Raw genomic sequence first — 24008 nt, 5'->3', positions numbered from 1 at the left:
GCCAAGCCGGCGCGGCGGGGTGGGCGTCAGCCGACCCCTGGAGGCAAGCGCAGCGCGCAGCTTTTCCACCAAACCAGGGACGCAGCAAAAAGGGGGCAATGCCCCCTCGGGCTACAACAGCCCGCGTTCGGCAAAGCTCAGGATGGCACTGCCGGCGACGATCAGGTGATCCAGTACCCGCACGTCCACCAGCGCCAGCGCCGATTTCAGTGTTTGCGTCAGCATCTCGTCGGCTCGCGAAGGCTCCGCCACACCCGACGGATGGTTGTGCACCAGCAGCAGCGCAGCACTGTTTTTGGCCAGCGCCTCCTTGACCACCTCGCGCGGATACACCGATGTCTGGCTCACCGTGCCGCGGAACATTTCGACGTAGTCGATGACACGGTGCTGCGCATCTAGATGGATGACGGCGAACACCTCGTGCTCCAGCGCCCCCAGCTTGACCCGCAGGAAGTCACGCACCACCTGCGGCGAGGTCAGGGCTTCGCAGCCGCGCATTTGCCCGGCGAGCACACGCCGCGCCGCCTGAAGCACCTCATCGGCATTGGCCGGACGGTAGTCGCCCGCGACATCGCGAACGAGAAGGGAAGAATCGAGAGAAAGAGAAAGTTGCGACATGATCGTGCTCCGGTCCGAATCGGGCGGAATTGCCCGGAACCGGCGAAACACGACGCAGCGCAGCAGTCAGGGGTCGCAGACGGCCGCATGGACGCCAGCGCTCAACCGAAGGGCAGGGCGCGCAGCCTTTGACGGCGAGAACGACGTGGTACGTTGAAGGGAACAGCAAGGCCAACCCCTCCCACACTCCGCTACCTACATGGCAAGCGGCGCGCGCAGGCCCCAGAGGGCCGGAGGCGTCAGGGATCAACGCCGGATGGCCGCGACTCGACACGAGGCGCGGGGTAACGCCCGCGAGCCTGACGGCGGAAGCGCCGGGACGCTCAATAACTTGCGAAGAAAGCGATTTGGGAATGCTGGGATGTGTCTGAGATCAAACGCATCGTGGGCTCGTAGCCTAAGGCCACCGATCAGTTGTCGGTATCGAGTGGTGTTTGAATAGCTACGACCACTGCGCGATCTCCGTCTAGTACGGCCTGCACCAAAATACTCAGATGGTTCGTCGTTGCTGCGTGTGCACCGATGTATCCCGACTGGATCAGGTCGAGGAATGCACCCTGGCGCATGTATCGTCCACCGAGTGATTCGTAGCTGATTCGGATCGCCTTGCGTGGCCCCTTGCAGGCAGGGTCCGCAAGTAGACGTTCGTAGTGGTCAATCGGCGTCACTATGCCGCCGCTACTCAACGCGGCGTCGCGCTTCACGAATTTTAGATAGAAGACTTGCGGGTTGAGGCGGTACTCCAATGGCCCCGGCGCGTGTTGCTTGGCGAAGCGCTTCATTCGCACCAGCTCTTTCGCCATGCCGGAGTCCGGCCGGTATAGCCAGTCAGTCGCTGCGCTATCGCGCCGATTGGGTTCCAACATCTTGTATTGAACCATGACGATGTTTTTCTTCGTCAGGTTCACGTAAATCAGGTCCACCCCAAAGACATGCTCCAAGTCACGCCGATTCGCCGTGAACACTTCGAGCGTTTCGCGTCCTTTCTTGAAAACGGCACGGCCGGTGAGATCGCTCGTAGTCAGGGTGTAGCCCGGTACCGATCGAGCATCCTTTTCGATTGCAGAGTCTTCAATCAGCGGCGTCCGAGTCTGCAGCATGGCTTGATCGTCAGTCGGTGACGGCTTCTCTTCCACAGCGTCTTCCATCACTGGTAGCCGTGCCAATGCCGTCGCCTTCCCTTCAATCAGCTCGACCCGTTCAGCACGGTCATTGGCGGCCAAGCCGAATGCTTTCAGAGCCGTCTGTACCGCGTCCTCCTGCACGGCGGAGAAGCTGTTGTAGCGCTGGGGAACGTGAAGTGATTCGGTCACCGTCCGCATTGGGCCGTGGTTGGCGGGAATTGCTGCCAATGAGGAGATCAGGGCGCCGCTGAGTTTGGGCGACAACACGACAACTGGTGTGGTCGGCTCCAGTTTCTTGCGCAGCAGGGTTGCTTGCCGCCCCGTTCCGAGCAAGCTCACGAGACCACTTTCCGTTCCCGGTTCGATGCGAACGGCGCGCTTGATCTTGATGCGCGTATCGAGGGTAGTGATCGCACTGCGCGAACTGACGATCCCAAGGTAGGCCCTAGGATTCGTATCCTCAGTTTGCATCCAATCCGGCGGTGAGCTAAAAATCAGGCATGCGGTCGGCGTCTTGATGTCAGACAGAAGTCCATGCGGCCGTGCCAACGTGAACTCGCTGAAGCCTCGCCGCGATTCGACGAGGCTTGTGCTGTCGCTCTCATCCAGTCGCAGCAGCACGCAGGGTTTGGACTCGACATGCTGCGTTAACGTGGTGAGCCACGACGGGTCGATAGACTTCTTGGGCATGTCAGTCATCTCCCGCAGCAGCGGGTGCCGACAGGTGCTGGATACGCCAGCCGCTCGCAATCAACTTCTCCTGGTTCGAGGAATAGGCATTGCCGGTCCCCAGCGATCCCTTGCGTAGCGCCAAACAGAGCAGGTGTGTTGGCCGTGTCATCGCCACATACATTTGCAGCAGACGTTGAGCGGCTTTGTCAGTAGTGCATCTCGTGCCGTTCTGATGTTTGCCCAGAAGCCAAGGCATCAAGCCGTGCAGGAAGTGGGACAGATAGAAGGTTTCGAGAACCAGAGTCGCTGAATGAGTCTGTCCCTTCGCAACATGAATCGAACTGAGCTGGATATCAACGCTCGCGCCACCATGGCTGCATCGATAGCTGTTGGGTGTTGCTGCGTTTACTTGGTACTGATCCGTATGCTGAGGTAGATGCATGGTTTCGCGCCAAGCAAGAAAATCGTTGGCGGCAGCCGAGCTAGCATCGCCGCCGCCCAATGTGGCGCCCAGCAGCTTCAAGCTTGGACACAGCGTGATCCACGACGTACGCGTGAGTGCCTCCCGGTCGGTCAGGAAGCGCGTCAATACGCTGCGATAGATGGCCCTTGCTTCGTCGGCAATACTGAGCCTGTCCTCGATCTGCAGGTGTTGGCGACGGCGTGCCTTGAGTTGCGTCGTGCCGGCTAGGAGGTTGGCGAGATGGGTCATCCCGAAGGCAACACTGTCTACACATTGGTATAGCGGGCCACCGCTCTGCGCGACAGCCTGCGCCGCAAGGATGTATTCGGCGAGTGTCCGGGGACGATAGGCTTGGCGGCTTGCACCCGGTTGATAGCCAGCCCAGTAATGTGCGACGGTTTTTGGATAGTGCTTGTGATCTGAGCCTACATCCTCAAAGAGCTTGTGGACCGCGCCGATCGCCGTGATCGCGGAGGTTTCGATCAATGCTGGCGGCAAGGTGGCGAGTACGTGGCGCCCGAAGGCGTCCAAGACCGCCGACGTATCGTTGTCGGGGAACACAAAGATCGTGTGTGGCAGGCCTTGGCCTGGCACATCCGTGACACGTATTCCATTCAAGCCGGCGGGCTGCACAGGCAGATATGCAAAAGGTGTAGCAAGCGCGGCGATGGAGGTATCGAACCGAAAGCTGTCGGCGATGCCGAGACAGTTGGCCGGATCGGGGAACGCATCTACAACCGGCTGGATGCCGCCTTCAAAAATTGCCTGATTGGGATCGCCGACACGCTGGACACACACAGCGTTTGAAGCACGCGGGAAGAGACGGCGCAAGAAGTTGTTCTGCTGTTCGGACGTGTCCTGCATCTCGTCGATCAGGACGAACGGAAATCGTTGCTGGAGAATCGATGGAAGCGCGGGTTGCTGCGTGAGCAGCGCCTCCCCAAGCACGAAGATTTCGTCGTAGCAGAAGTAACCCTGTTCGGCGGCATACCGAAGGGCCGATGCAGCGAGCTTGTACATGTCCGTGTGTGGGCCGTCGGGAAACGCGCCATCGGCCAATGGCGCAGCAAAATCCGCGGTACCGATGCGCAAACCGTCAAAGCTTCTGAACTTCTTTTCGAGGTAGCTATTCAGTCGGCGATAGTCCTTCTCACCGAGGTGGCGTCGGCGCACTCTCGTGGTGAGATCGTTGTCGATCGCAGCGACGCGGTATCCCGCTGACAGCAGCCACGGGGTGGCGAGAAAGCGGTTGACGAACCCGTGGATCGTGTCGATGAAATGTGGATAGCTGAGCAGGCGCTGGCCCACATCGGTGCTTCCCAGGCGATGCTCGATTTCCTCGCGTGCGACGTTGGTGTGTGAGAGGACGCAGATGCCCCGTGTGTTGCTCGTCCATTTGCGCGCGAGGATGGCCAGTTTGGCGACGACGAGAGTGGTCTTGCCACTGCCAGGACAAGCAGATACGTCCACGGTCGCGAGCGACTTCAAAAACTCCTGCCGCGGTACGTCGAGCGGACGAAGTTTCATTAGCTGGCAAATCCAATCAACGTCGTCGTCAGTGACAGCGTCGATCAGATTCACTGGCTCGGTCACGCCGCAGCTCCAGCGGCGACCGCCGCGGGTGGAGTCGGCGTTGTGGCGAAGGTGACCGCATCCTTGATGTAGCTTGGCAGGCGTGCTGCCAGCCACGCAGCATCGATGTCGCCCTTGGTCTTTCTTTCAGTCAACAACTCCGCGAGGTATTGCGCGGCGATGGCTTTGGACGCCCGTTTACTTGAAAACATTTCATACACGTGAGAGCAAAGCACGTCGCGACTGCCGGCGGCCAAGGTGACTAGCGCCTCGTAGGCTGCTTTCGCATCGACCTCTACCGCGTCGCGTTTTTTCTTGGCGTCGTTGAGCGGATCATCGTTGGCAGCGAGCACAGCCGCGACGTAAACCTCTTCGGTGAGGCCGGCGAATGCCAGGTCGTATTCCAACGTCCATTCATCGGCGACAAAGGTTTTGACGTTCTGTGCGTCGCCTATGCAGAGTTTGGTTCGCTTCGCGGCCAATCCAACAAGTTGTTCAGCGGCAGTGGTCCCAAACTCTTTCTTGACACGCCACTTGCGTCGCGGACTAGCCCATTTGGGGTCGGCATCGCTTGCCACTAGATCCAGGATAGCCGGTGCGCAGTCGGGCATGACATCCATGTCGGCTAGGCAGGCTGTCGGGATAGCGAGCACGCCTTTCGTGGCGTCACGACGCTGGAGGATTCTGGCGTAGCGGCGCAAGCCCGTGCCGCCGACATTGACGACCGACACTCCGTGTTCGGTCAAGTCCCGCCCCAACAAGCGGGCGAGTGTCGGAAGAAGGATGGACTCACCGTCGCCCTCGACCACGATTACGCCACGAGCGAAGAAGAGATTCGCTTTAGTGACGTCGAGAAACCGCTGCAGGAACCGATAGTCGCCCTCGCTCAGATTCGTCTCACCTTCGGCCAAGGAGAACGCACGCTGTCGGTGCAGAAGAACGAGGTTCTCCAGCGGAATCTTCGAGGCCAGATTGGGGCTGTGGGTGGTGACGATGACTTGAACGGGGCGACGCGTTGGGTCCGCGGTGGGCTGCGCGGCCGTCTCAAGAAACTCCATCAGACGCAACTGTCGTTGCGGGTGAAGATGTGCCTCCGGCTCTTCGATCAGCAGCAATGGCAAGCCATCCGGCTCTTTGCCGAGCAGCAGCAGCTCACATGCCATGAACAGCAGGTTGTTTGAGCCCAGTCCATAGTTGCCTCGGGCTTTGCCATCGGGGCCTTCCAACAAATCAAGTTCCAATCGCTCCAGAATCTGGCGAAGTCGGGCTGATTCACTGCCGCCTTGGGCGAAGCTGATACGGCCGTGCAGGCTCTCCCCGGACAGCGACAGGGGGGCGAGATAGTCGGTGTTGATGGCCTTCTGCGCGCCGCCGACGCCGTCATGCTGATCCACCAGATGGCGCAGGTAGTCGGACAAGCCCGCCAAGCTCAGTTGTTCTGCCTGCGCCGCATCCGCCGGCGGCGCCGCTTTGTCGAACGGCGCGCCTTTCTTCATGTCGGGGAAATTATTGAGAATCTGCGACAAGCGCGAGCCGCGCCCCGGCGACATCTCGCGCTCCGCGTCGCGTAATGGACGCAGGTAGGCTGTGGCCAGCAATTGGCGAGCGGCAGCATCCAGTGCTGGGCCGCTACCGTCGGGACCGCTGCGCACTGCAATGTCAACCCAGCGGCGACTGCCCGGCAATTCGCTCAGACGGCGTGCAAACCAATGCACATACAGCGCTACGTCTTGGCCCTCGTAGGTCAGGTACTCGGCAAACGCACCTTTCTCCGGCGCGGTCAGACCAGATAGTTTGCAGCAGATCGTGATTTCGGCGACCTGCTGTCCATCCGCCTGGATATGGAAGTCTTCGACCTGCAGCCGCATGAATTCCATATCGCGGGTCAGCAAGACATGACGGATAGCATCGATGACAGCAGTTTTTCCCGCGTCGTTTTCGCCAACGAGTGCGGTCACGCCTTCGTGGAATTGCACCGAGAAGACGGGCTCGACCGCGCCGAACTGGCGGAAATTCTTGATCTTGAGTTCTGACAAATACATCGCGCGCCCCGTCTCGGAGTTGTGTGTGGCGTTACGTGGCGCGGCCAACTGGTGCGCTTGTGTTTGACAGCCGAACGCCCGCTATCGAGCGCAACCAAGGTCCACCGCCTCCGTGCCTGCGGGTCGCGGCTGCGAATGTCATTCGCTTAGAACGGTGACTCGAAATCAATCTTGCGTGGGATAACCACATTGAGTTCTGTTGTCGAATGCGTCCTATCGTGATGCTCATGGCGCGTTGGCCTTCTGCTGAATTGCCCGACATCGCTCCAGCAGTGCTTCGAAAGGTTCGGCGTCATCGAGAAACAAACCGTCATCGACCATGTGCTGATAGTCGGCTGCCAGTGTTGCCAATGCGCCGTCATCAGGTACAAGGTGGAGCGCGCCTGCGATGGCGGCGTGATAGTCGATGACATCGCCTTGAGTGTTCTTCTCTGCAAAGAACACGCTCTTGTGTTCGGCAACTGCTTGGGCGAGAGCTTTGTCCGCGATGGCGGCGTCGGCGAAGCCGGCGGCATCCAGTCTCGTCACGTCATGCCAGTGCCGCGCGAAACGGTCACCACCCCGGAACTCGCCTTGCGCGCAGAAGACGTGAATCGCCGTGGCCTTCTCCCAGAAGGTGCGCTCGGCACGCATGACCTTCGGCGTCGCGGTTGGAAACGCAATGCCTTGCAGATGTGTGGCTGCGTCGCAATGGATGGCGCGTGGTTCGCTGGGCTCGCCGGTCGAACGGGCGCCGAACTCCAACATGACGGCGGGCGCGACATAGCCGGTACCGACGGCCAGCGGTGCGTAGTCGATGAACACTCTGTCATCTTCCGCTCGCACGGTTGCGGGTAAGGCATGCCGCTCAAGATCGACCTTGAGACGCGGCACGATCTCGACGCTGACCCATTCCGAGAGACGCGCACGAATCTCTTTGGTCCATTTCTTCTCTTGGCTCTTGCTGGCGGGTAGCGGTGCATCCGCGTCGCCAACCAGATCACCGGCGATAGCGCGGATGTCATAGGTCAGATCCACGTCTTCGGAGAAGCGCCGGATAACACCGTAGGCTTTCGACAAGGACGTACCGCCCTTGAATACCAAGTGTTCCGCGTAAGGGCCGGCAAAGAGGTGTCGCAGCGACCAGACCACCCAGATGTCTTTTTCCAGCAAATGGGGCAACAGGCCCGATGTGTTGGCTGCAGCGTTGAGCGCGTCCAGGCGTTCGGCGGCGGAGAGTTGGAAGAACTCAACCATGAGTCACCAGGGCGCTGACCTCTTGGGCCATCCACGTCGGTAGGCGCGACCGCACCGATGCAACTTCCTTCAACTCGGATGCGGGCAGTTTGGCGCGCAGTTTTTGGATCGCTTCTCCGGCTTTTTCCGGACCCAGCCAAGCCAGTGCCCGCACCACCTCGCCGGCGGCTCGTCCAGGAAAGATCAATTGCCAAATCGGCGCGTGCCGGAACTCGACCATCTGTGCGCCCAATTTCAAGCGGCGACTGGGGCCTGACGTGAGATAGACCGCCCGCATCGGCACCTGTGTGGTCAGGCCCAGCGCGTTGGCTGCGGCGGCGCCGTGCGACACGATGGTTTCCCCACGCTGGTTTGCTAGGCCCTCGACCATCTTGACGGCCGAAGGCGCGCGGGTACCGAAGCGGCTTTCGACGGGCAGGACATAGATGCCGCGGCCGGCGCGCAGCAGGGTGCCACGCTGCACCAGGCGGGACAGCACTTGGTCTACAGCTGCGCGGCTGCCCAAGTGCAACAGCTCTTTGGCGACCAAAGGTGTGCCTTCCGGCATTCCGGCGGCGTGTTCAAGGACTTGTTTGGCGAGGGTTTGCATGACGATAGCTCCTGATTGGAAGAATTATCTACCTACTTCTGACACTTTTCAAGCCGTGTGGTTCGGGGTGGAGCGTGGGCATTAAGGACGCCATAGCCTCGATATTGACGAAGGGGTTGACGAATCAAGAAAATTGCACCAATATTGCATTGACGAATCTTAAAAAGTGCACAAAATGACCCTGCCGCCTCCCGTAGCCTTCAATTCCGAACTTTCCCCCGATCGGCTGGAAGCCGTGTCGCAATGGCTGTTGGATGAGCTCTATGCGACAGAAGATGATCTGTCGCGAGCCACTGATAGCGGCTACACGCGCGGTTGCACCACCTTCGGACGACAAAAGAACCGGATCATTGCGGAGGCTTTGTCTGGTCGGCATGCTTGGCTCGCACTGCCCAACAGCAACAACGACATCGTTTTCAGCATCGGCGGGATTCCTTGCCGTTTCAGCAACGACGATCCGTCGAATCCATCGAAAGATGCGGTGCTGACCGCCAATCGCTACCAGATGGACTTTCTGGAATTCGCGACTGATGGCGGGCCGGCCCGTTTCTGTTTCATCATTGATCGCGGCCATGATGGCTCTGCCGAACCGCGGGTCGAGTTTCTCGGCTTCACGCCCAGCGACGAAATTGCTTGCCGCTGGGTGTCGAACGCCGTGCGTGTATTGCGGGTGGAGGGTCAGCAGACCTTGCCGCAATCCGTCGATGTGGCGAAGCCGCAGGTAGCGCCGAAGCGGCGCGACGAAGGGGATGCAGCCTCCGAAGCAGTGCGATGAGCGACTTCATTGGAACCAACCTTCGACTCATCCGCCTCTTCCACGACTTGTCGCTCACAGAGCTGGGGGAGCGGGTTGGGGTATCGAAGCAGTTCCTTAGTCGTGTAGAAACTGGTGCTGAATCGGTTGCCACTGCGCTTGAGAATTCGCTCGCCGGAGAACTGAATGTTCTGCCGGAGTTTTTCTATCACCTCGATCCAAATCCGATTGCCGATGAGCAGTGCCACTTTCGTCGGCAGCTGACGACCAAGGTGGTGTTGCGCCAGGTCGCGCGCGCGCGCGGCGAAATGCTCAAGCGTCTGGTGGGTGTGCTGGATGAGCATGTCGAACTGCCACATTACCAGGTTGGGGAGGCCGATCCAGAGTCTCCTGAGACGATCGAGCGCGCTGCCGAGAAATTCCGTTCACTGTTCAATCTCGGTCTGGGTCCGCTGAGCAATGTCACGCGTATTGCGGAGAACGCCGGCGCCGTCGTGATGAAGGTGCATGGTCTGGCAACTGAAATCGACGCCGTGTCGTTTGCGACAAAGCGGCCCTTGATTGCGTTGAACGCCTCTGGTCGTTCGGCATGTCGTGAGCGCTTTGGCATTGCTCACGAGCTGGGGCACTTCTCGCTGCACATTGGCGTCTTGACCGGCGACCGATTAACCGAGATGCAGGCCAATCGTTTCGCCAGCGCATTTCTGATGCCGCGAAGCACGTTCGCCAGCGAATGCAAACTGGCAATTCGTGGCACGCGTCTCAACTGGCCGGGCCTGTCCGAATTGAAGTTGCGTTGGGGTGTGTCCAAGGCGGCGATCATTTTTCGTGGCCGGCAGCTTGGTATGTTTTCGGATGATCAGGCGAGGGCAGGGTATGTGGGGCTCAATCGCCATGGCGAAGCCCTGCAGGAGACAGAAGATCACCTGATCGCCAATGAAGAGCCCGAGGTCATCGCCGAGAGCTTGAAAGTAATGAAGGACCATTTCGGCGTGCCGCAATCTGCTGTTGCGCGTGAGATGCGTGTGCAGCCGAGCTTGCTTCAAACATTGTTGATGTCGTCCAGCCAGGAGAGCGTGGGCAATGTTGTCAGCTTGCTCGGTGCAAGTCGTTGAGGCTGGGGTGGGGGCTCAGGTTCGAGGTGATGCGTAGCATCGCTTCGGTCCGAAAAATATGTGAACAGATAGGTGAGGAACGAGGGAAACCAGATGGCTATCAGGATTGACGCATTGCGTTCGGCGGCGACGCGACAAGCCACCGTTGTCGCCCGTTCATTGAACGAGGCTCGGACATTGGGTGTTAAGACGGCTTTCCTATGCCATAGCCACCATGACGCGAATTTGGCGAAGGGCTTGGTTCAACTGCTGTCCGACGCCGGCTGGCGTGTCTACATCGATTGGCAGGACGCCGAAATGCCGGACACGCCGAATCGGGAGACCGCCCAACGCATCAAGCAGAAAATCAGTGACCTGGAATATTTTCTGTTCCTGGCGACACCGAAGTCGATGGCGTCGCGCTGGTGCCCTTGGGAAATTGGCTATGCGGACGGGAAGAAGCAGCTCGACCGGATCTTGATCGTTCCCACGGAAGACGGCGCACAGACGCACGGCAACGAATACCTGCAGTTGTATCGCCGCGTCGATCTGTCTGACAAGAACGAACTCGCTGTATGGCAACCCGGCCAGAACACTAATGGTGTGCTCGTCAGGAATCTTTGAGGGGAGAATGCCTTGACCATCCTTTACGAACTGGCTGTCCTCGGCGCGCCTACGGATGCGATCCTCGGTGAACTCGAAAGCAGCATCTCAGCGGCAACTGCGCCATTCGGGCTGCGCTTAGGCGACGAGATCGCTTGGCATGTGCGCCCAAACGCGTTCGATCCTGCGCAGACGAAGTCTGCCGCTGCGGTGTTCTTCGGGGCGGCAGGTGCCCCAGTTGCCAATGTGGAAAGTTTGCTGCGTCGCGGAATTCCGATTCTGCCTGTCGTCTCTGACATCACCAAAGTGCATGAAGAGATTCCGGCGGTGCTGCGCCCTCTGAATTGCCTTGCCTATAACGTCGGCGGTGTTCAGCGGACGACCTCCGCGCTGTTGGAGTGTGCGGGCTTGTTGCCCCGCCAACGCCGCGTCTTTGTGAGCTATCGCCGAGACGAGGCACGACAGGCGGCATTGCAGCTGTTCGATGCGTTCTCCGCCCGGTTGTTTGATGTTTTCCTGGACACCCACGGCATTGCTCCGGCCGAGGATTTCCAGGCCATGCTGTGGCATCGGCTGTGCGACTCGGATGTTCTGGTCATGCTCGACACGCCTAACTATTTCGGTAGTCGCTGGACGAGCGCCGAGTTCGGACGTGCGCTGGCCAAGGGTATCTCGGTGCTTCGCGTCGGGTGGCCGGATTCGACACCTTCGGTACGCACCGGAACTGCAAGCCGAGCTGAACTTGTTCCCGATGAGGTCGATCCGGCGACGGGGCGACTGAAGGAGGAAGCCGTAGCGCGAATCTGTCTGCAACTCGAGGCCGTGCGCAGCCAAAGCCATGCAGTTCGCAATCTCAACCTGGTGAGCAACATCCGCAATGCGGTAGAGCAACTCGGGGGGCAGGTTGCGGGCGTTGGTCTGAACAAGGCCGTCTATGTTCACTTGCCAGACGGGCGGGACGTTGTGGTCTATCCCACCGTCGGTGTGCCTACTTCGATGACCTTGCATGATGCGACGACCAATGCGCCTGATCGCTCTGTCGCCGTGGTGTATGACCCGATCGGCCTGCACCCCAGCTGGCTCGGACATCTCGATTGGCTAGGAAGCCATGTTCGGGGCGCTCGCTGGGTCAAGGCCAGCGAAGCCGCATGGCAGTTCGCAGATTGGGAGGCATAAGAGATGGGCGCTATCTTTCTGTCCGCCAGTGTGCCGTTGGTTGGCCGAGGCAACTACCATGAAACGGCCGACCCATTTTTGATTCAATGCGCCGTCCGTGAACTAGTGATGGCCGTGATCAAGACTCAGCGGATAGTCTGGGGCGGGCATCCCGCCATCACGCCGATGATCTGGTCCATCTGCGAGGACCTCGGAATCGACTACGCAAAGTCGGTCGTGCTGTACCAGAGCCGGTTTTTTGAGGACCGATTCCCTGACGAGAACAAAAACTTCGGCAATGTCGTGTTTGTCGATGCAGTGCCCAATGACAGGGAGGCCAGTCTTTTGAGCATGCGGGAAGCCATGCTATCGCGATCCGATCTGACCGCGGCTGTGTTCATTGGCGGCATGGAGGGCGTCGAAGCGGAGTTTGATCTGTTTGGGCATTTTCATCCTAATGCAAAAACTCTGGCAGTTGCAGCACCCGGCGGCGCTGCGCGCCAACTTGCCGAACGGATCGGAATTTCCAACGAGTCTGCACTTTTCAGCGTGGATTTCGCCCGTTTGTTTCACTCGGAACTGGCCTCTTCGCCGAGGCAAGGCGCAATCACGCATCAATCGACGAACGACAATAGTTAACTCAAGGAGGCCGGTATGGCGCGCAGGGCATTTTTCAGTTTTCACTACCAACGCGATGTCTGGCGCGCATCTCAAGTTCGGAATATTGGCGTCGTCGAGGGCAACCCCTCGGCCACCGACAACAAGTGGGAAGAAGTGAAGCGCGGTGGTGACGCGGCAATCCGCAGATGGATTGACGAACAACTGACCGGACGAAGCTGCACCATCGTGCTGGTTGGTGCCGAAACAGCAAGCCGTCAGTGGGTCAAGTACGAAATCGAGAAGTCCTGGAACGATGGAAATAAAGGACTCTTTGGCATTCGCATCCACCGTCTTCTTGATCATAGCCAGCAGGCGACGGTTGCTGGCAGCAACCCGTTCGATCAGTTCACGTTGAAAGACGGACGCAAGTTGTCGGCGGCCGTGAAGCTCTATGACCCGCCCTACACCGCCAGTGGCGATGTCTATGCGTACATCAGCCAGAACATCGGGCAGTGGATTGAAGCTGCTATTGCGAGCCGCTAACCATGGCCAAAAGAGTTTTTTTCAGTTTCCACTACAAGGACGTGATTGAGTTTCGGGCCAATGTCGTCCGCAAGCATTGGGTCGCAAAAGTAGATCGCGAGGAAGCTGGATACTTTGACGCTTCGATCTGGGAAGAAGCGCAGAAAACGAACGATCTCGGGCTGACGAGATTGATCAACGGTGCGCTGGACAACACCTCCGCGACGTGTGTCCTCGTTGGAAGTCAGACCTATGCGCGTCCCTGGGTGCGCTACGAGATTATCAAGAGCCTCTGTAGAGGAAACCGTGTTTTCGCGGTTCACATCAATCAGATCAAGGGTAAGGATCGACTAACAAAGTCGAATGGCCCCAACCCATTCGACTATCTGGCCTTGAAGTACAGCGACGATGGCAAGAAGGTCGAGGTCTTCGAAGCCAAAGACGGGAAGTGGGTGGCCTACGCGAAGGTGTCGGGCTACACACTAAAAAATACCGCTGCTGAGCAGCGATGGGGGAAGCTCTTCAAGCTTTCGTCGCTGGGCTACAAGATCTATTGTTGGTCTGGGGATGATGGGTACAACAACTTTGCCGCTTGGGCTGGTTGACATCCCGATGTATTCACGCCGCTCGTCGGGTAGGCCGTGACTGCTAAGCGCGGCGGAATCCCTAACGACCTTGATGGTCTTGCCACACGGATCGATGCGGCGTCCGACCAAGGTGATCGCGACACACTGGTGCAGTTGGATGAGCATTGCGCAGACCAACTAAAGAGTAGCCAGGGTGCACGCACATCGGTTCTTTGGTACTACCGCGCCAACATCCAAGCCGCGCTAAGGTCGGCGCAGGATGCACTGAACTGGAGTTGGCGTCAGCCGCACCGCGAGCGCGAAATTCTTTTCCTGCGTCGTGCTCGAAACAATGTCGGCTTCGAAGAGCTGAATTGGATTGTCCGTGCGCAGATCACGACAAATCTTGGTAACAGCCTCAATCATCTTGGACGCAGCGTTGAAGCGCTTGGCCTATACGATACCGTTCTTGCGCAGGTGCCTCGCTTTGCCATGGCGTTGGGCAACCGTGGCCAAGCGCGCATAGACTTCGCGCGGGCATTGCACGACGATGGCCACTCTGGTCTTGCATTGCTCGGCGCTCATGATGACCTGATGATTGCTGCTGGGGCCGACGCTATCTGGGATGGCCCATACGTTGGGGTGCGTGAGCAGTTTCTTGCGATGTCGGAGCAGATCTCGACCATGATTGACGTGGAGGCGATTCGCTCGCTCGATCTGGACAACTACTCGCTTGGCCGCTCCAAGCGAGAGCGGGCTTATCGGCAGTGGGCGTTGAACCACCAACTGTTCCTGAACCCGCTCAATGTTCTGGGCCGACAAGCTATCGCTGCAACCGATCGATTCGGTTTGCCAAGCTACCGATCACCGATCGGAGAACCTCCCCAGTTCATCGCGTGGTTCAACCAGCTAAAGCAGGAGTATGCCGCGGCCCGACTGCTTTTGTTTGAAGCAGGTGAGGGAAAGGGGCGACATTTCGCCGATCACGAATTGATGCTCGTCGACACGCTGGACTATTCTGCGTTTGGGGCCGGGCTTGAGAAGCTCCGGCTGGCATTCCGGGTTGCATACAGTCTGCTGGACAAAGTCGCGGGTTTCATCAACGCATATTTCCAGCTTGGCGAAAAACCAGAGCGGGTCAATTTGCGCAATGTTTGGTTGGCCAAAGACGGGCGGTCAATTCGTCCAGAATTCGCCGAGCAACCGAACTGGTCATTGCGAGGCCTGTACTGGCTGGCTTTCGACATTGTGGGGAGCGAACCCGCAGAGCCAGACGCCATTGCGCCAGAGGCAGCTGAACTCAACCAGTTGCGCAACGCCCTTGAGCATCGTTGTCTGATCCTTCGGGAGTTTGATGCAGGACACCCCTCGGGCATTCTCGAAACCTGCACGGTGGACTCGTTCCGTGAACGCACCTTCACGATGGTTCGCTTGGCGCGTGCGTCTCTGATCTATTTGTCCCTGGCCATTGGGAGGGAAGAGCAGTTGCGGTCCGAATCAGACAGAGGACTCGCAATGCCGATGACCTTGCCGACCTACGCGGGAAGGGCTGTTCTCTAGAAGCTGCCGACGTAGAAAATTTGCTGTTGATCGCGGTATTGATTCGCTTTCGGTATGCCTGTGCCGTGATTGACGCCGCGCTGTGAGCACGTAGTTTCAGATCCGTAGGCAATCGCTAGAACTAGCTTGCGTGCGAAGCTGCCAAAGCAGACCGAGCCTATCTATGCCAATTCGACTTCCGCGAGTCGATGCCGTCCGGCGAATGATATTTTTCGCGCAACCTGAGTCTTCAAGAGAAACGGACGGCGCGAAAAATATAACGATCACAATCGCAAGGTCGGCGTGCGGGATTGGCTCATAAAGTGTCTAGGGAAACACCGAATAAGTCCCACCTGAAGTGAACGAATTGATTGTCATGCTGTCAGACGATGCAGATTGATCACGTGAGGCGAAACGATGAAGCAAATGACACTGGCGACGGGCTTCGAGAAACCTGGGCGGCCGACGCGGAAAGCGGAATTCCTGGCGGAGATGGAGCGGCTGATGCCGTGGTCGGCAATCTGCACCTTGATAGAGCCGCACTACCCCAAGGCGGGTAACGGCCGGCCGCCGATTGGCTTGGAACGAATGCTGCGCATGTACTGTATCGCCAACTGGTTCAACCTCGCCGACGAAGCTTGCGAGGAAGCACTCTACGACATCGCCCTGTTCCGGGATTTCTGTGGCTTCGACCTCGGCGACGAGTCCATCGCTGACGCCACGACCTTGGCGAACTTTCGTCATCTGCTCGAAGCCCATGGTCTTGGCACGGCGATCTTCGTCAAGGTCGGCGAGTTGCTGATGCAAAACGGCCTGCGCCTCTCCGGTGGCACCATCGTTGATGCGACGCTGATTGCCGCCCCACCCTCGACCAAGAACCAGGACAAAGCGCGCGATCCGGAAATGCATCAGACCAAGAAGGGCAACCAGTGGCACTTTGGTATGAAGGTGCATATCGGTGTCGATAGTGCCAGTGGCCTGATTCATAGCGCCAGCGTCACCGCAGCCAACGTGCATGACCGCCATGAAGTGCCGAACCTGCTGCATGGCAACGAGACCCGCTTCTACGGCGACAGCGCCTACCGTGGCAAGGAGCAGAGAGAACGCCTCAAGCAGCTTGCGCCGCAGGCAAAGGACTTCACCAACAAGCGGGCCTATCGGAACAGTCCGCTCTCCGATGCAGACAGAGAAACCAATCGGCGTAAATCCGCAGTCCGTTCCAAGGTTGAGCATCCGTTCCTGACCTTGAAGCGGCTGTGGGGTTTCACCAAGACCCGCTATCGCGGCCTGGCCAAAAACGCCAACCGCGCTTTCGCCATGCTGGCGATGATCAATCTCGTCAAGTGGGGACGACCACTGATAGGAGAGGTGCGTCCGATATGAGCGGGAAATGGGGAAATTCCCCGCTTCCTGCCTTATACGAGGTATCGCTGACGATGACATTCTGTTTCGCTTCACCATTTCCCTTCAATTCGCTCTCAGGTCGTTACGATGCGAGGGCTTGTTCGGTGTTTCCCTAAAACATTAGGTGTTATTGATGTTTGTGCCTAATTTACTGAGCAATCGCGTGATGCCGCTATGCCACCGAGCGGATTGTTCAACTGGCCAGCACATCCGGCTTGCGCGGATTCGGCGCGATGCTGGTAAGGCACTCGAAGCATCTCACCGCCCGACATCCGCCAGCAAGGCGCGGACCTAACCCAGCCGTTGCGCAAGTGCTTCAGCCTGCTCAGCGAACTTCCCCGGACTCTTGCGTTCCAGTTGCGCGAGGTTGTGCAGCTTCCAGCGAATCCCGGGCAGGTGTTCGGCGTGCGCGATTCCCAGCAACGGCCATTCCGGGCGGCCATTAACGAGGGACAACAAAAAGCGGCGTTCATCTGCATCCAGGCCACTTTGAAGTTCCTGCACCATTCGTTCGCGTGCGGCCAGTAGCGCAGCCAGTTCAACCGGCTCGGTGGTCATGCCTTTGAAGTTGCGTTCGTAGTCCTGGCCGATGTCGCGCATGGCTGGGAACAACACTTCGTGAACGGGTCGGTTGTGGCTGGCGAGGTAGACCACGAAGGCGCGCCGGATACCGGTGGTGATGCCTTCATGCGCGAACAACTGCATAACGTCGAACAAGTCGCGGGGATGCTGACGGTCCATGGCGGCGACGAGCTTGCCGCCATACACGTCCTCCAGCGACACCACTGGAATTTCGAGGTCGGCCAGCAAGGTATCGCGGGCCAGGGGTGTCAAGGCCATGCTGCGGACTGGGTAGACGGTGCCGCGCATCACGAAATTGACTTCGACCTTGACCTCAATGCCCGCACGGCGCACCAGCAGCTTGGTTTCGCCGGCATCGGCCGTCGCGAGCACATGGGTTTGAAAGCCCCGAGCCTTCAGACGCTCCGCAGACTGCTGGATGGCTTCATTGATGCGAGCCAGCGCCTCGTCGCGCGGCAGGCTGTGATCGGGAAACACGAGGTCCAGATCGACCGACAGGCGCGGCATGTCGCGGATGAACAGATTGATCGCGGTGCCGCCCTTGAGGGCGAAGGTGTCGTCCACAAAAACGAGCGGCGCGACCTGGGTCAGCAGGCGTGCGGTATCGAGGTAGGTCTGGTTCATGGCTTCAGCACCAGCAGCCCCTCGGCCGAGCGGGACACCCAGGCGCGGGCGCTGCCGGTGGGCAGTTGCGCGGGGTCCAGCTTCGCGGCCCAGGGCAGGGCGAGTTCGCGTCCGAGTTGCAGGCACAGGCGCACCGTCTTGACGCTGGTGCAGCGCTGCAGCAATTCACGCAGTACATCGGCACGCAGGCCATAGGCACTCTCGGCGAGTTCGCGTGCTTCCTGCAGCGGCTGACGCACGCCCACCTCGCTGAGCACTTCCAGTAGCGCTCGTTCTGGTGTCGAGACCCGAGGTGCGCCGTTGCGCTTTTCGAACGGTCCGGCATGAAGCGGGTCGGCGGGTGGCTCATCGAACAGGCGCTTGCGGTGGTACTCCGCCGGGAAGCGCTCGGTGAACCAGTCGGGGAGGCGGGCGGTTGTCCAGCCGTAGAGATGCAGAACGGACTGCTGCGATAGATACTGCCGCACACCGTACCAGTCGAGGGCTGACTTGCCGCCGACATGCAGTCCTTCGACGGAGCGCTGCATCAGGATCAGGCAGGCATGGAGATCCAGCGTATCGTTGGGGCGGCGGTACACCCCGCGTGCCAAGCGAGTAAGCCAGCCAGCGCGCGCGTAGTGAACGGCCAAGTCCGCAGAGACACCCAATGCCGCCAGGTCCTCCGACGTCAAGGGGATTCCCGGGGCCCACTGCCTGTAGAGGGAGTTTAGTTTAGTTCGCTCAGTCGTAGCCATGCTACGATATTTACCATCATTTTAAAGAATTGCCAAGCTTTGTTTGCGTGCGTTAGTCGTAGTTGTGCTACGATAACGAAGAATAATCCAAAGTTTCAGGTTGGCTGGCTCGCAGCGTTCGTTGATGATTGATGGGCTGGAGTAGCTGCCGCGCAAACCGAGTGCATCTCCCGCGCCAGCAAAAGCGCTCTGTTTTTGACGGTATAAATGACGGTAAAAGCGAGCGATGACAACCAAGAAAGCTAGCATTTATGCGGGTTTTAAGGCCTCGGAAACAATAGAGTGGGAGTGAGGAAATTTTTTAATTATATAAATCAATAGCTTGGGAGATTATCCGAAGTAAGTGGTTAGAATGTGCTTATTCTAGGTTATTGATTTAAAGGTTTTGGAAAGAAATTCGCTCCTGAGCAGCTCCCAAAGTGGCGAAGCTGACGGTAAACCGGAGCCTTGTTTTGCTAACAAGGGACCAACCTCGCAGCTGGTCGCCTGTCGGAGCTGCGCCCTCGAACTACAGAATATGCTCCCTAGTCAGATACGCTGTGACCGACCCGCGCTCAAGTAAAAAATTCAAAATCCGCAATACTGCTTGCTTCACATGAACTGTTCGGCGAATCATCTCTCGGTTACTCAGCACGTAGCCGCGAATGAGGTTCTCAAGGTAGTACTCAGTGTTCTTTTCGAGGTTCTCGCCCGATAAGGACGGATTGCGCTCGATGATGCCACTAATCCACAATATGCCGTCGGACACGAACGGCGTACCAACCTCGTTCAAGAACTTTACAAGCGAATAGAACACAGAAAGATGCCCCCCAATGTCAGTCGCTACTCTGGCAAAGAAGGACTTCTCCCTATCCCTTAAAGATCCCCATTGTTTTGCGGTTTTGCTCCAATAGGGCCAGGCAAGCAGGTAATTGTGGACGATGTTGGACTTATTTCCTCCTGATTGACACAACTTCACAATCTTCGGGTAGAGGAGCTCCCATACCGCCCAAAAGGCATCGTACCTGGGGGTGCGATCTTCGGTAAGAATGAACTCTTGGAGGAGCTTGTCGGCGTCCTCAACGTCTTCAAACCGCTCCAATACAGGACTCATATAGTGAGCAATTTCCGGGCCGTTTGAATGCAGTACAAGTTGTGCAAATTTCTCGTAAAAGCTAATCCGCTTACTGTAGTCAAACCTCTCTTTCTCTCGATGCCGCTGCTGCGACCCTTGGATTACAACGGCGGTTGCTTCTATGGCGAACGATTTATGGTGTGCGTTGTTAGTGCCTAGTGGAAGAAGCCCTAATGCGGTAACTACACCTTCGTGGTCAAGCGCTCCTGCCGTAGGAAGTTGGTCGGTTCCGACGCCACTTTCAAGCGCACTAACTAACTCGTCCTGGTGCTCTTGAATGAAGTGCCGTATCAGCTCAAAGTGAGAGATGCGGTACCACTTTCCGGCGTGTCTATCTTTTATGGCCGCATCGCAGACGCGCTTCCAGATCGGGTAAATGTAGAGATATCCCGAGAATAGAGTGTTGACTACATCAGGATGCGTCTTTCCGATTTCAGCTATTGCGGCGACTGCATAGCTATTAAATTGGTCAGACATGTTAATTGGATTTATGTCGAGCAGGGTGAGAAGGAGGATTGCCTTAATGTGGTCGACATCATCTGGAAAACTTCTCAGTAGCGCTGGAAGTATCCCGATCGCTGCATCGATGCCGTCGCCGACTTGGTATTTGTAGTCCTGCTTGAAGGGGGTAGACGCATAGTGGAGCACGACCTCCTTGCAAAAGTTCACATCAGCGGGCTCCAGTACGGCCGAGAAATCTCTGAGTAACACAGCACAGGCTGAAGGCGGGATGGCGACATTAGACAAGAAGAATCGTCCATCAACGTCTTTGTCCGACAAGAGGGTTTCATAGACTATTCGAGTTTCGTCAACGGCTTGCTTCGGATTGTCGTCGTATTTTGGATACTGCGAATAACCGGCTTTGTCACGTTCCCAGCGCTTGCGTGACCACAGATGCAACCCTATGTAGCGCATCGAGTCCGTCAGCGTGGCTAAGGTAGTCTCGCTGTAGGTCCTTAAATCGCTATCTAGCTCCGGGTTGAACGAAATCTGAATCCCGTCATCGCGCACTTCTGATGAAATTGTCATTTTGCGCCGGTCCATGCGCGCGAGACATAGTCGCCAGGTCTTGGTCTCCGGGCTCTCAGTCGACGAAGTATCCAGCTTTACATAGTGGTCATCCAGTATCTTCCAGAGGGTATTCTGCCTAGCCTGCGCTTCTGCTTCGCTCTCCGATTCTGAACGGAACATTTGATAGCTGAGAGCGATATGTTCCAGCGTGCCCTTCCTATGCTCTTCATCACAAGTGGCCAAGCGCTCGTTTTGGAAAAAATCGTCCCAATGGTTGGCTATCGCGTATAAACTTTTGGCCTGGGACTCAAAAATCATCCTGTCAATATCGTGCCGAAGGATTTCTCGGCAGCGCAGAAGGATGTAAGCGATGTTGGCCAGTTTTTTGGGCTCGGCGAAGAGAACGCTGGTTACGATAGAGGTGATTGACGCAGACCTTGAATGCTCTAGCAGGTAGATGCACCAACTCTCAGCGATGTTGGCTTCGGTCTTCTTGACTAGAAGCAGAAGCCACTTCTCCAGTGCCATATGCATCGAACTAAGCAAGCTGGGAGCAGGCATCCCGCCACGATACATCAGCCAAAGGCGTCTCGAAATGAATTGCTTGACCGGAGAGTGTGCTAGTGGAAGCAGAAGTTCTATCTCCTCTACCTCGTTCTTATCGAGGTCTGAGTTGGCGTAGTGGGCGACCGCATCATTAACGAAAGCTAGAATGAAACTAACTGTCGATCGAGGATCAACTTGCAGGAGTCGTAGTAAAGGAGTTCGAAATGCACTTGCATAGTAGTCTTGAATCGATTTATTCGGAAGATTGAAGTACTGCTCCAGGTCGTTTCTATAGCCGAATCCTCGATGACTAGACACGTGCGGGGTCTGACGCCAGAAGACGTTAGCGAGTCCGAGCACTTGCTTTGGCAGGTTAGCCGCAATCAGCGCACTCTTATCGATTGATGAAAGTGCAGTTTCGACTAGATCTTCGTATGTATCATCGTAGTCCGGGTCGTTCAGGCCAATGACATCATCGAAAAGTTGTGCCAACTCGGGCTTTATCTCTTCAGCGCTATTACTAACGACCGTTGTGAGTTGGGCACGCACGGCGCGCGAAGGGCGCCCGTGATTCTCGTTATCTTGGTCGAGCCCACGCAAGTAGTTCAGTGCCATCAGTCCCGCAGACCGTGTGGCCATTCCAGTCTTATAGTAGTTCGTCCAATCTACTAAAACCGGTAACACGGCTTGGAGGAATAGTGGGCCAATTTCTGTGGTGTGTTGGTGAGCAAACTCGATCATGGCGCTCCATCCAGTGCCCTTCGGGCGAGTGAAGAAAGCGGACACTTGGCTTCGAAGTGCTTCTTCCGGGAATATTTTCAGCAAGCTTTGATCCACCTCCTTGCAGGCGATTCGAAGCAAGAACAGCATTTGGTAAAGAAGCGAGCTGTTGGCAACTTGGGGACTTGTGCTTAGCTTTCCTTTGCGGGACGAGTCCGTTAGCTGCGCTAAGGCCAATACTTGATCGAGCATCTTTCTAGCAAAGCGTTGGACGAGTGGACTAGCTTGTTCGGAGAGCAGCGCCGCTACTAACGTTTCATCTTTCCAATGCCGAGGCGTGTCGCTATCTTCAACGGTGGAAACAATCAATTGGGAGGCTTCATCAGTAGCTGACAAGAGCCTCTCGCCCAGCCAAGTGCGAAACGCTCGTCGAACGGGAAGGGAATCCCCAATCTCCCGGTAGAAATCTGAACGCTGCGTGAATGCGCGATACGATTGCTCAATCAGCCGTTCCAGCGCCCATTCTTCATAGATGTCGTGGGTGATGAAATAGCCCTGCGCGGTTGAGTCGAACTTAATGATTTCGTCAGCCTCAAGCTGTCCAAGCGCGTCATCATTTCCAGACATTGGTACGTAGAAGAGTCCGGCTGTAGCCCGTTTGCGCGCAATTTGGATGAAGCGTTCGCCTCGTCGCCGATGGATGTTGTCGCGCCGGATAGACGTGTGTTCAATCTGGTTGTTCCATAAGGCTTCACGGAATTTGCTGTACTCAGCGGTGCCACTTCCCTGCGGATAAACGCGCAGGTATTCTTTCAAGTAAAAGAGGTTATGCAGGAGGCTTCGTAACCGTTCGTTATCGGGCAGGAGAAAGCCGTGCTCGGAAGCTAGTTGGGACAGTTGTGCCGGCGTGAGCCCGGGGACATTGAGCGGCTCGAACGGCACGCCGTACCGCTCAACGAGTTGATACTTGAGGTCCTCAAGGTAGCCAAGACGTGTCGTAAAAATGATCTTCCAGCCATCCCGCCTAAGCGCACTTAGGAATTCCTCAAAAACATCTGGATATTCGACGTCCGCTAATTTTTCGGCTGAATCGACAACCACAAATTTTTCCGTAACGTCGCGGTGGGCACCGATGAACTGCGACAGGGTCAGCGCGCCGTAGTGACTAAAGAGCTCATTGACGTTCCTAATATTGAACTCCGAGGCCTTGAACACGAAGAACGGCGCCTTGTCCTTGACCAGACTGTGAAACTCTTTGACAACTGCTGTCTTACCGACACCGCCGTCTCCACTCAGGATGACGACAGAAGTACATGCCAACGTCTGTTGGAGCTGCTCGACCACATGTTGGCGGTCAAGTCTCACCATACGGCTGTCTACCGTGATCTTTGATTGGATTGGGGATAGTAGTGCATCGCCATGTTCGGCGACTTGACGTACTAGGTCGAAGATACTTGGCTCTAGATTGAAGAAGTGGCTCGAGATTGCAGCATGTGTCTGACACACGAATGGCGACTCGAAGAAGCTGGCCGTTTTCCATGTGACGGTCACCCCGGCAGCAGCAGCGCGAGCTTCGATTGTGGTCTTGTAGGTTGGGTCCTTAGCCTTCCGACCCTGACCGAAGTCCGCGTTTATGTAGAAATAGATTTGCGTCAGGGCAGGGTGTTGGGCTTTAGCCGTCGTAATTGAAGCGACGAGTTGGTCTTTATAGCTCGCCAGCTCACGATCCGTGAACTTGGCCTGCCATCCAATTACTTCTGAGCCTACACTGATAGGCTCGGCTTCGATACCTGCTTGGTTGAAGTACCTAGACGCACCGAGCGGACGGTTATGCTCGCTGTAGAAGAAGAGTGACGCCATCCACTCAAACGTCTTTTGCTCACGGCCGTTAAATTTTGCTCGGAAATTACCCCAGTTCGATTCTACTATCATGATTTGTTATTGCTGCACGTTGGATATGGTTGAGTTGGCAAACATTCTATAACTCATAGACGCTCATTCGTTGTGACCGTGGCGATTCATCCAGCCAATCTGCACCAGCTACCGGTCGATCAGGTTCCCCTGCCGAAATATACTGATCTCTGATCCCGCTTGGCCGGTGACCTCCTGCCTCCCTACATGCTG

19 protein-coding genes are annotated in these 24008 nt (G+C 57.1%); 10 read left to right on the top strand and 9 right to left on the bottom strand.

Translation table 11 applies throughout. From position 1 onward, the window contains the following. Positions 1 to 111: 111 nt before the first annotated feature. The 6 genes from radC to ACMYR3_RS08300 all read right to left on the bottom strand — a co-directional run bounded on the left by radC (position 112) and on the right by ACMYR3_RS08300 (position 8316). On the bottom strand, positions 112 to 618 hold the full coding sequence (gene radC, locus ACMYR3_RS08325) for a RadC family protein (protein WP_424191184.1): 507 nt from the start codon (positions 616 to 618) through the stop codon (positions 112 to 114). 410 nt (positions 619 to 1028) lie between these two features. Continuing rightward, on the bottom strand, positions 1029 to 2432 hold the full coding sequence (locus ACMYR3_RS08320) for a hypothetical protein (RefSeq protein ID WP_424191182.1): 1404 nt from the start codon (positions 2430 to 2432) through the stop codon (positions 1029 to 1031). A gap of 1 nt (position 2433) precedes the next feature. Beyond that, on the bottom strand, positions 2434 to 4470 hold the full coding sequence (locus ACMYR3_RS08315; protein WP_424191180.1) for a UvrD-helicase domain-containing protein: 2037 nt from the start codon (positions 4468 to 4470) through the stop codon (positions 2434 to 2436). Continuing rightward, the gene (locus tag ACMYR3_RS08310) at positions 4467 to 6491 is read right to left on the bottom strand and encodes an ATP-dependent nuclease (protein WP_424191178.1); all 2025 of its coding nucleotides are present in this window, start codon (positions 6489 to 6491) and stop codon (positions 4467 to 4469) included. Before ACMYR3_RS08310 ends, ACMYR3_RS08315 begins: the two co-directional genes overlap by 4 nt. A gap of 225 nt (positions 6492 to 6716) precedes the next feature. Continuing rightward, positions 6717 to 7727 (bottom strand): nucleotidyl transferase AbiEii/AbiGii toxin family protein, encoded by a 1011-nt coding sequence (locus ACMYR3_RS08305; RefSeq protein WP_424191176.1) that lies wholly within the window; start codon positions 7725 to 7727, stop codon positions 6717 to 6719. Beyond that, a complete protein-coding gene (locus ACMYR3_RS08300) occupies positions 7720 to 8316 on the bottom strand; it encodes a DUF6088 family protein (protein WP_424191174.1) in 597 nt (198 codons plus the stop codon). Before ACMYR3_RS08300 ends, ACMYR3_RS08305 begins: the two co-directional genes overlap by 8 nt. A gap of 175 nt (positions 8317 to 8491) precedes the next feature. Here ACMYR3_RS08300 and ACMYR3_RS08295 point away from each other — a divergent pair, with 175 nt between their 5' ends. The 10 genes from ACMYR3_RS08295 (at position 8492) to ACMYR3_RS08250 (ending at position 16848) form a co-directional block, all read left to right on the top strand. Then, the gene (locus ACMYR3_RS08295; RefSeq protein ID WP_424191172.1) at positions 8492 to 9091 is read left to right on the top strand and encodes a hypothetical protein; all 600 of its coding nucleotides are present in this window, start codon (positions 8492 to 8494) and stop codon (positions 9089 to 9091) included. After that, positions 9088 to 10185, top strand: coding sequence for a helix-turn-helix domain-containing protein (locus ACMYR3_RS08290; protein WP_424191170.1), 1098 nt, complete (start codon positions 9088 to 9090; stop codon positions 10183 to 10185). The genes ACMYR3_RS08295 and ACMYR3_RS08290 overlap by 4 nt, the downstream gene beginning before the upstream one ends. Positions 10186 to 10278: 93 nt before the next feature. Continuing rightward, the gene (locus tag ACMYR3_RS08285) at positions 10279 to 10788 is read left to right on the top strand and encodes a toll/interleukin-1 receptor domain-containing protein (protein WP_424191168.1); all 510 of its coding nucleotides are present in this window, start codon (positions 10279 to 10281) and stop codon (positions 10786 to 10788) included. A gap of 12 nt (positions 10789 to 10800) precedes the next feature. Further along, on the top strand, positions 10801 to 11943 hold the full coding sequence (locus ACMYR3_RS08280) for a toll/interleukin-1 receptor domain-containing protein (protein WP_424191166.1): 1143 nt from the start codon (positions 10801 to 10803) through the stop codon (positions 11941 to 11943). A gap of 3 nt (positions 11944 to 11946) precedes the next feature. Then, positions 11947 to 12561 (top strand): hypothetical protein, encoded by a 615-nt coding sequence (locus tag ACMYR3_RS08275; RefSeq protein ID WP_424191164.1) that lies wholly within the window; start codon positions 11947 to 11949, stop codon positions 12559 to 12561. 15 nt (positions 12562 to 12576) lie between these two features. Beyond that, a complete protein-coding gene (locus ACMYR3_RS08270; protein ID WP_424191162.1) occupies positions 12577 to 13065 on the top strand; it encodes a TIR domain-containing protein in 489 nt (162 codons plus the stop codon). A 2-nt stretch (positions 13066 to 13067) separates the two neighbouring features. Next, positions 13068 to 13649: a TIR domain-containing protein gene (locus ACMYR3_RS08265; protein WP_424191160.1), complete on the top strand. Its 582-nt coding sequence runs from the start codon at positions 13068 to 13070 to the stop codon at positions 13647 to 13649. Between the two features lie 36 nt (positions 13650 to 13685). Further along, positions 13686 to 15170, top strand: coding sequence for an LA2681 family HEPN domain-containing protein (locus ACMYR3_RS08260; protein ID WP_424191158.1), 1485 nt, complete (start codon positions 13686 to 13688; stop codon positions 15168 to 15170). A gap of 396 nt (positions 15171 to 15566) precedes the next feature. Then, complete coding sequence (locus ACMYR3_RS08255; protein WP_424191156.1) at positions 15567 to 16532, top strand: IS5 family transposase; 966 nt, start codon at positions 15567 to 15569, stop codon at positions 16530 to 16532. A gap of 154 nt (positions 16533 to 16686) precedes the next feature. After that, the gene (locus tag ACMYR3_RS08250; RefSeq protein ID WP_424191154.1) at positions 16687 to 16848 is read left to right on the top strand and encodes a hypothetical protein; all 162 of its coding nucleotides are present in this window, start codon (positions 16687 to 16689) and stop codon (positions 16846 to 16848) included. Here ACMYR3_RS08250 and ACMYR3_RS08245 read toward each other — a convergent pair. The 3 genes from ACMYR3_RS08245 to avs4 all read right to left on the bottom strand — a co-directional run bounded on the left by ACMYR3_RS08245 (position 16845) and on the right by avs4 (position 23816). Then, a complete protein-coding gene (locus ACMYR3_RS08245; RefSeq protein ID WP_424191152.1) occupies positions 16845 to 17759 on the bottom strand; it encodes a nucleotidyl transferase AbiEii/AbiGii toxin family protein in 915 nt (304 codons plus the stop codon). The two genes, ACMYR3_RS08250 and ACMYR3_RS08245, sit on opposite strands and share 4 nt — an antisense overlap. After that, the gene (locus ACMYR3_RS08240; RefSeq protein ID WP_424196283.1) at positions 17756 to 18493 is read right to left on the bottom strand and encodes a type IV toxin-antitoxin system AbiEi family antitoxin domain-containing protein; all 738 of its coding nucleotides are present in this window, start codon (positions 18491 to 18493) and stop codon (positions 17756 to 17758) included. Before ACMYR3_RS08240 ends, ACMYR3_RS08245 begins: the two co-directional genes overlap by 4 nt. Positions 18494 to 19001: 508 nt before the next feature. Further along, the gene (gene avs4 / locus ACMYR3_RS08235) at positions 19002 to 23816 is read right to left on the bottom strand and encodes an AVAST type 4 anti-phage nuclease Avs4 (protein ID WP_424196282.1); all 4815 of its coding nucleotides are present in this window, start codon (positions 23814 to 23816) and stop codon (positions 19002 to 19004) included. Positions 23817 to 24008 lie beyond the last annotated feature (192 nt).

The organism is Ampullimonas aquatilis (assembly GCF_049675895.1).
GTDB lineage: Bacteria > Pseudomonadota > Gammaproteobacteria > Burkholderiales > Burkholderiaceae_D > Ampullimonas > Ampullimonas aquatilis.
Note: the sequence above shows the minus strand (reverse complement) of the source record. Positions and strands in the feature narration are given on the sequence as shown.

Coding starts and splice junctions, on each gene's coding strand:
- ACMYR3_RS08290 (WP_424191170.1), top strand. CDS start 9,088: ATGAGCGACTTCATTGGAACCAACCTTCGACTCATCCGCCTCTTCCAC.
- ACMYR3_RS08255 (WP_424191156.1), top strand. CDS start 15,567: ATGAAGCAAATGACACTGGCGACGGGCTTCGAGAAACCTGGGCGGCCG.
- ACMYR3_RS08285 (WP_424191168.1), top strand. CDS start 10,279: ATGGCTATCAGGATTGACGCATTGCGTTCGGCGGCGACGCGACAAGCC.
- avs4 (WP_424196282.1), bottom strand. CDS start 23,816: ATGATAGTAGAATCGAACTGGGGTAATTTCCGAGCAAAATTTAACGGC.
- ACMYR3_RS08265 (WP_424191160.1), top strand. CDS start 13,068: ATGGCCAAAAGAGTTTTTTTCAGTTTCCACTACAAGGACGTGATTGAG.
- radC (WP_424191184.1), bottom strand. CDS start 618: ATGTCGCAACTTTCTCTTTCTCTCGATTCTTCCCTTCTCGTTCGCGAT.
- ACMYR3_RS08275 (WP_424191164.1), top strand. CDS start 11,947: ATGGGCGCTATCTTTCTGTCCGCCAGTGTGCCGTTGGTTGGCCGAGGC.
- ACMYR3_RS08250 (WP_424191154.1), top strand. CDS start 16,687: ATGTTTGTGCCTAATTTACTGAGCAATCGCGTGATGCCGCTATGCCAC.
- ACMYR3_RS08295 (WP_424191172.1), top strand. CDS start 8,492: ATGACCCTGCCGCCTCCCGTAGCCTTCAATTCCGAACTTTCCCCCGAT.
- ACMYR3_RS08240 (WP_424196283.1), bottom strand. CDS start 18,493: ATGGCTACGACTGAGCGAACTAAACTAAACTCCCTCTACAGGCAGTGG.
- ACMYR3_RS08245 (WP_424191152.1), bottom strand. CDS start 17,759: ATGAACCAGACCTACCTCGATACCGCACGCCTGCTGACCCAGGTCGCG.
- ACMYR3_RS08320 (WP_424191182.1), bottom strand. CDS start 2,432: ATGCCCAAGAAGTCTATCGACCCGTCGTGGCTCACCACGTTAACGCAG.
- ACMYR3_RS08310 (WP_424191178.1), bottom strand. CDS start 6,491: ATGTATTTGTCAGAACTCAAGATCAAGAATTTCCGCCAGTTCGGCGCG.
- ACMYR3_RS08300 (WP_424191174.1), bottom strand. CDS start 8,316: ATGCAAACCCTCGCCAAACAAGTCCTTGAACACGCCGCCGGAATGCCG.
- ACMYR3_RS08270 (WP_424191162.1), top strand. CDS start 12,577: ATGGCGCGCAGGGCATTTTTCAGTTTTCACTACCAACGCGATGTCTGG.
- ACMYR3_RS08305 (WP_424191176.1), bottom strand. CDS start 7,727: ATGGTTGAGTTCTTCCAACTCTCCGCCGCCGAACGCCTGGACGCGCTC.